Origin of the sequence: Streptomyces glaucescens, assembly GCF_002154375.1 — a bacterium.
In the GTDB taxonomy this organism is placed as follows: domain Bacteria; phylum Actinomycetota; class Actinomycetes; order Streptomycetales; family Streptomycetaceae; genus Streptomyces; species Streptomyces glaucescens.
The window spans coordinates 1-5,704 of the sequence record NZ_MUND01000994.1; the positions used below are offsets into that span (position 1 = coordinate 1).

At 73.4% G+C, this 5,704-nt stretch carries 6 protein-coding genes; 4 read left to right on the forward strand and 2 right to left on the reverse strand.

All coding sequences use genetic code 11. The features are described from left to right. Positions 1–246, forward strand: a 246-nt coding sequence (locus tag CCN42_RS44010) for a hypothetical protein (protein ID WP_211294907.1), incomplete at its 5' end; no start/stop codon positions are given. Positions 247–315: 69 nt separating this feature from the next. Here the strand turns inward: CCN42_RS44010 and CCN42_RS40060 are convergent. Next, positions 316–2,307 (reverse strand): hypothetical protein, encoded by a 1,992-nt coding sequence (locus CCN42_RS40060; protein ID WP_143662240.1) that lies wholly within the window; start codon positions 2,305–2,307, stop codon positions 316–318. Between the two features lie 100 nt (positions 2,308–2,407). On the opposite strand from CCN42_RS40060, the gene CCN42_RS40065 reads away from it, so the two are divergent. The 3 genes from CCN42_RS40065 to CCN42_RS40075 all read left to right on the forward strand — a co-directional run bounded on the left by CCN42_RS40065 (position 2,408) and on the right by CCN42_RS40075 (position 4,971). Beyond that, positions 2,408–3,097, forward strand: coding sequence for a DUF6882 domain-containing protein (locus tag CCN42_RS40065; protein WP_086742026.1), 690 nt, complete (start codon positions 2,408–2,410; stop codon positions 3,095–3,097). A gap of 163 nt (positions 3,098–3,260) precedes the next feature. Beyond that, positions 3,261–4,457 carry a cytochrome P450 family protein gene (locus tag CCN42_RS40070; protein ID WP_086742027.1) on the forward strand — a complete coding sequence of 399 codons (1,197 nt, stop codon included), beginning with the start codon at positions 3,261–3,263 and terminating at the stop codon, positions 4,455–4,457. A gap of 67 nt (positions 4,458–4,524) precedes the next feature. Beyond that, positions 4,525–4,971 carry a DUF3592 domain-containing protein gene (locus CCN42_RS40075; protein ID WP_086742028.1) on the forward strand — a complete coding sequence of 149 codons (447 nt, stop codon included), beginning with the start codon at positions 4,525–4,527 and terminating at the stop codon, positions 4,969–4,971. Between the two features lie 56 nt (positions 4,972–5,027). On the opposite strand, the gene CCN42_RS40080 is transcribed toward CCN42_RS40075, so the two are convergent. Next, positions 5,028–5,528, reverse strand: a complete 501-nt coding sequence (locus tag CCN42_RS40080; protein WP_086171955.1) for a peptidylprolyl isomerase — start codon at positions 5,526–5,528, stop codon at positions 5,028–5,030. Positions 5,529–5,704 lie beyond the last annotated feature (176 nt).

Sequence of the window (5,704 nt, forward strand, 5' to 3'; positions counted from 1 at the left end):
GACGTGGAGGGTCGCCGGCCGCTCGCTCCCGGCGGAACGGGCCTGACCGACCGGGCTCTCGGGCGGGATCGCCGTGACCTCCCCACTCTCGCGCCCGCCACGATCGTCACGCTGAGCGACGACCATGCGGTCGAGACGTGGAACACCGGCCCGTCCTGGGCATCCTCCCACGCCTGCCGGCACGTCCGTGTGCCCCTCAGCCGTGCCCAGTGGCACCTCCCCGACCTCGACCACCGCCCGCCCTGAGCCGGCCGCACGTGAACGGCGCGGCGACCGCCCCCCGTCCGGCACCGCCCCTGCCCTCGTGGCCGCTCGTCACGGCAGGGCGAGCACGTCATCGATCGCGGAACGGATCTCCTCGTCCTCGAGGACCGCCCGGTAGTCCCGGTACGACGCCAGCCGCCGGTCGGAGGCCCGCACCCTCAGCAGCGCCTCCCGCGCCGCGGGAGTGACCTCGCCGATCCGGGCGAGGGCGCGCAGCGAGGGCAGGAAGAAGCCGTAGGAGTCGCCGTCGGCGACGGGCAGCACGTACTCCTCCAGGGCGGCCGCGCTCGGCCCGGGGTCGCCCGTGATCGACCACAGGGCGACCGCTGCCTGTGGCCGCAGATAGCGCTCCCCGTGCTCCATGACGTGCCGCACCCGGTCGGCGTAGGGCGCGGCCGCCGGGCCGAAGTCGCCCAGGAGTTCGACAGGACCGTGCCCGAGGGGCGCCTCCGCGAGCATGGCCTCGCCGATGAGCCGCAGCGCCGCGTCCCGGTCCCCGCCCAGGCGCCAGGCGGCCCACGCCACCATCTGGTGGTTGCCGGGCCAGTCGAGGATCGTGCACCGGCGTACGGCAGGCTCGGCCGACGCCGCGGCGGGTCCCATCGCCACCAGCGCGCGGACCGCGTGCAGCGAGTGACGGGCGTCGCCCAGCAGGGCCACCACCTCCGGCAGCGCGGGCGCCGAGGCTCGCCCCCACGCCGTCAGGACCTGGAGGAAGCAGTTCGTCAGCGCGCCGCCCACACCGTCCGTGCGGAGCAGTTCCCGCAGCGCCGGCAGCAGCACCTCCGCGTGCGCCCCCAGCGGCAGCAGGACGTCCTCCACCTCGGGCAGCCGCGGCTCCGCCATGCTGTACGCGCGCGAGTACTGCCCCTGGTAGGGCGCGTGCAGCCGCTCGACCAGCCCCGGCAGGGCGCGCGGATCACCGATGCGGGTCAGCGCCCAGCGGGCGTGGTCGCCGACGGTGCCCTCGAGGAACCCGGCCTCACCGGCATCGTCGAGGAGGGCTGCCAACTCGTCGGCGTACGGGGCCGATCGCGCGCCCAGGACAGCGAGGAGATGGGCCGCCCGGTACCGTACGCCGTCGTCCGCGTCGGCGAGCAGCGCGCCCGCGAGCGGCAGCAGCGTCTCGGCCGTGGACGGGTGGACGACCAGCAGCTGCCACGCCTCGTCCAGCGCGGCCCGGCACAGCGGGGCGTCCCCGTTCCGGTGCGCCGCGTCGATGAGCCGGGTCAGGAAGGCGAGCGCCGTCCGTGGCGCGTGTTCCAGCCGGTGGGTCAGCCAGGACAGCACGTCCTCACGGTTGAGGGGGACCTCGATGTCCGGCACGAACCAGACGGCCTCGAACCGCGGACGCACGGCCCGGTCGGAGAAGACGTCCACCAGCAGGTCCAGCTCACGGACCGCCACCTGGGGATCGAACGCGGCCCAGGCGCGCACGGCGGCGACCCGCATGACAGGACCGCCGGTCCGCAGTACCTCGTCGAGCACACCGCGCACCAGGTCCACCGCGCGGGCGTCGGCGCAGCCGGCCGCGGCCTCCCCCAGGGCCAGCAGCACGGGCAGCCGCACCGTCGGGTCCGTCTCGGCGTGCCACCGCTCCATCAGGTCGCCGACACCGTCCGCGAGGGGCAGGGCCTGCCTGCGCACCTCGGGCACGGGGTCCGCGAGCAGCGCCCGGAACGCGGGGCGCTGCCGCCGCCAGGCATCGTCCCAGTCCGCGTCCACCCGCCCCGGCCCGGCCTGGGCAGCCGCCTCGGCCAGGCCCGTCAGCAGCTCGACCAGGGTGAACCGGGCACCCATCTCCTGGTCCCGGGCCAGGGCGACGACGAAGGGCAGGGCGGCGGTCGCGGCGGAGGTCACCCGCCCGGTGCCCAGCGCGCAGCAGTCGAACAGCGAGTAGCAGTCCTCCTCGGTCGTCGCCCCGCCCTTCAGGGCCAGGCTCCGCAGGGCGCGCCGCATCTCCTCGGGCGGGTGGCTCTCGAGCGCCGACTCCAGTCGCTCCCACGGCACTTCGTCCAGCGCATCCAGCAACGCCTGTGTCATCCACGCCCCATGACCTCGGTGATCGGTTCCCCGGCGGACATCCTGTCACGGGGCACCCCCGGGTCGGCGGCCGGCGACGGCGGCCCCATAGGGTCGGGGCATGGTGAGTGGATTCAGCGAAGCGCTCCTCCTGGAAGCCGAACGGCACGCCGCCTGGGGCGCGGCCCAGCTCGACGCTCTGACACAGTTCCTGCCCGACGGCCCCTGGACCGCGGACCTGCCGTCCTGCCTGTACCGGCAGGGCGGGCTGGAGCTGCGGGTCGCCGTGCTGGGCACGTACGACATGGAGGAGCAGTCCTGGATGTGGGGCTGGGCCAACCCGGGGCTCCGCGGCACCGAGGTCGTCGCGCTGACCACCGCGGTCGAGCGGTACGGGCGGGCGCACGGCATTCCCGAACTGACCGCGGACGTCCTGCCGCTGTCCGGCTTCGACGACCCGCGGCACGCCGCCGAGCTGCTCGCCTTCACCGGGATGGGGGTGGCCGAGGCGCCGGGCTACATCGGTGTTCCCGCCGGGCCGGCCACACAGGTCTACTTCCTGCCCGACGACACCCAGGTGCCGCGCGCCGGCCTCGACCCGGTCGCACTGCCGCGGACGCTGCTCACCGGCGCCGGTCTGATCGGCCACGCGCCCCGGCAGGTCGTCGGCGGCTACTTCGACCACCACGGCGTGCCCCAGCGCGTCGAGGGCGAGCGGATCGTCGCCGAACTGCCCGGCGGAGACGCGGTCGAGGTGGACTTCGACGCGCACGGACGCATCGCCGGCATCTCGGTGAGGGTCGGCGGCTGAGCGCGGAGCGCAGCCCGGGAGGACGCAGGGGGCCGACGGCGGCCCCCTGAGACGTCCCCCGCCGCAACTTGGCCTGAACCGACCGGTATCGCCTACGGCGGGTGCCCGGGCGAGGGCGCACGATGTCCACAGCACCGCATCCCGCACAGTGAGGTGGTACCCGATGGCCGTCGTCGACCTGTCCGCGCTCGGTGAGTCGTTCACCCGCGACCCCTACCCCGTGTACGCCCGGCTGCGCGCCCAGGGGCCGGTGCACCGGATCCGGATGCCGGAAGGCGGCGCCTCCGCCTGGCTCGTCGTCGGCTACGAAGCCGGGCGGGCCGCGTTGGCGGACCCACGGCTCTCCAAGGACTGGAGCAAGGCGTCGCCCTCACTGCCGCTGGACGCCGTCTCCTCCGGCCCGCACATGCTGCGGGCCGACCCGCCCGACCACACGCGGCTGCGCAAGCTGGTCGCCCGGGAGTTCACCGGCCGCCGTGTGGAAGGACTCGCGCCGCGCATCCAGAAGACGACCGACGCGCTCCTGGACCGTATGCTCACCGCCCCGGACGGGCGCGCGGACCTCGTCGAGGCGCTGTCCTTCCCGCTGCCCATCTCCGTGATCTGCGAACTCCTCGGTGTCCCCGACCTGGACCGCGACTCCTTCCGCAGCTGGTCGAACGACGCCATCGGCGCCACCGACCCGGCCGTCCGCAAGGCGGCGGCGGCCTCGATGGCCCGGTACATCACGGAGCTGCTGGAGGTCAGGCGGCAGCGGCCCGGCGACGACCTGATGAGCGCGCTGATGCACGGCGCCGGCGACGACGGGGACCGGCTCTCCCCCGAGGAACTGCTGGGCATGGCCTGGCTGCTGCTCGTCGCGGGCCACGAAACCACCGTCAACCTCATCTCCAACGGCGTCCTCGCCCTGCTCACCCACCCCTCGCAACTGGCCGCCCTGCGCGCGGACCCGTCCCTCATCGACAACGCCGTCGAGGAGATGCTGCGCTACGACGGCCCCGTCGAGACCCCCACCTACCGCTTCACCACCGAGCCGGTGACGATCGGCGACACGGTCGTCCCCGGCGGCGGCGAACTGGTCCTCGTCGCGCTGGCCGACGCCAACCGCGACCCCGCGCGCTTCGACTCGCCCGACCGCTTCGACATCACCCGGGACGCCCGCGGCCATGTGGCCTTCGGCCACGGCATCCACTACTGCCTGGGCGCCCCGCTGGCCCGCCTCGAAGCACGCATCGCCATCGGCTCGCTGCTGGAGCGCTGCACCGACATCGCCCTGGACATCCATCCGGCGGCGATCATGTGGCGCCCGGGCATGTTGATCCGCGGCCCGCGGAGTCTGCCGCTACGGTTCACCCGGTAGAGCCCTGGCGCGCCCGGCGGACGAGTGGGCGATCCTCCAGGGCCCACGCGTGACCTCGAGGGATCCCATGGAAGCTCTGTTCCAGCTCGTACCGCTGGGTGTGATCGCCGTCGCGGTGTACTTCGGCTTCGTCGTGGTCCGCCGCCACCGTCAGATCAGCAGCGCCTGGTCCAGCGGGTTCACGGCCCCGGCCCGGTGCGTCCGGTCGTACACGACGACCAGTGGCGGCGGGAGCAGGGCGGTGAGCACGACACTGCACCACGTCTACGAGTTCACCACCCATGACGGGCGCGTCGTCCGGTTCGACGAGGAGGGCGGCCCGTCGACCACGGTCGAGGGCGACATCGTCACCGTGCACTATCGGCCGGAGCGCCCCGAACACGCGACGGCCCGGGGCCGGGCGCCGGGCAGGCTCGGCCTGAGCACGGGCTGCTCGCTGCTCTTCATCGCCGTGTTCATCGCCTTCGGTGTCGTCTTCCTGATCGTGGTGAACTCGGACAGCTCGATGCCGTGAAGCGGAAGCGGACGGCGCGCCCCGGGCGGGGCGGCCGTCCGCCGGCATGACCGAGGTCAGGCGATGACCTTGGCCGCCTCGATGACGACGGGCTCCAGGGGCACGTCCTGGTGGCCGCCCTTGCTGCCCGTGCGCACCTGCTTGATCCGGTCGACGACCTCCTGCCCCTCGGCCACCTTGCCGAAGACGGCGTAACCCCAGCCGTTCGGATTCTTCGCCTTGAAGTCGAGGAAGGCGTTGTCCGAGACGTTGACGAAGAACTGCGCGGTCGCGGAGTGCGGGTCGCCGGTGCGCGCCATCGCCACGGTGTAGGCCGTGTTCTTCAGCCCGTTGTCGGCCTCGTTGGTGATCGGCGCCTGGGTGGGCTTCTGCGACATCTCCTGCGTGAAGCCGCCTCCCTGGATCATGAAGCCGTCGATCACCCGGTGAAAGATCGTTCCGTCGTAGTGCCCGTTCTGCACGTAGGACAGGAAGTTCTCGACGGTCTTGGGTGCCTCGGCGTCGTTCAGCTCGAGCACGATGCGGCCGAAGTTAGTGGTCAGCTCGACCCTGGACATAGGAGTCGTCACCTTTCTGGCGGGACATGATCGACACAGTTTGTCACGCACGTCCCCCGGGCGCCGGGACGGCCGGTCCAGTCGTGGCCGGGGAGGGCAACGCGGCCGGGCAGGTGGTGGAGGCGTCCAGGCGGCCGCCGACGAACAGCGAGGGCCGGGGGAGCGGGGCGCCGCCG

Bases quoted from the DNA above. Each gene is read 5' to 3' on its own strand.
- CCN42_RS40060 (WP_143662240.1), bottom strand. From the start codon at position 2,307: ATGACACAGGCGTTGCTGGATGCGCTGGACGAAGTGCCGTGGGAGCGA.
- CCN42_RS40065 (WP_086742026.1), top strand. From the start codon at position 2,408: ATGGTGAGTGGATTCAGCGAAGCGCTCCTCCTGGAAGCCGAACGGCAC.
- CCN42_RS40070 (WP_086742027.1), top strand. From the start codon at position 3,261: ATGGCCGTCGTCGACCTGTCCGCGCTCGGTGAGTCGTTCACCCGCGAC.
- CCN42_RS40075 (WP_086742028.1), top strand. From the start codon at position 4,525: ATGGAAGCTCTGTTCCAGCTCGTACCGCTGGGTGTGATCGCCGTCGCG.
- CCN42_RS40080 (WP_086171955.1), bottom strand. From the start codon at position 5,528: ATGTCCAGGGTCGAGCTGACCACTAACTTCGGCCGCATCGTGCTCGAG.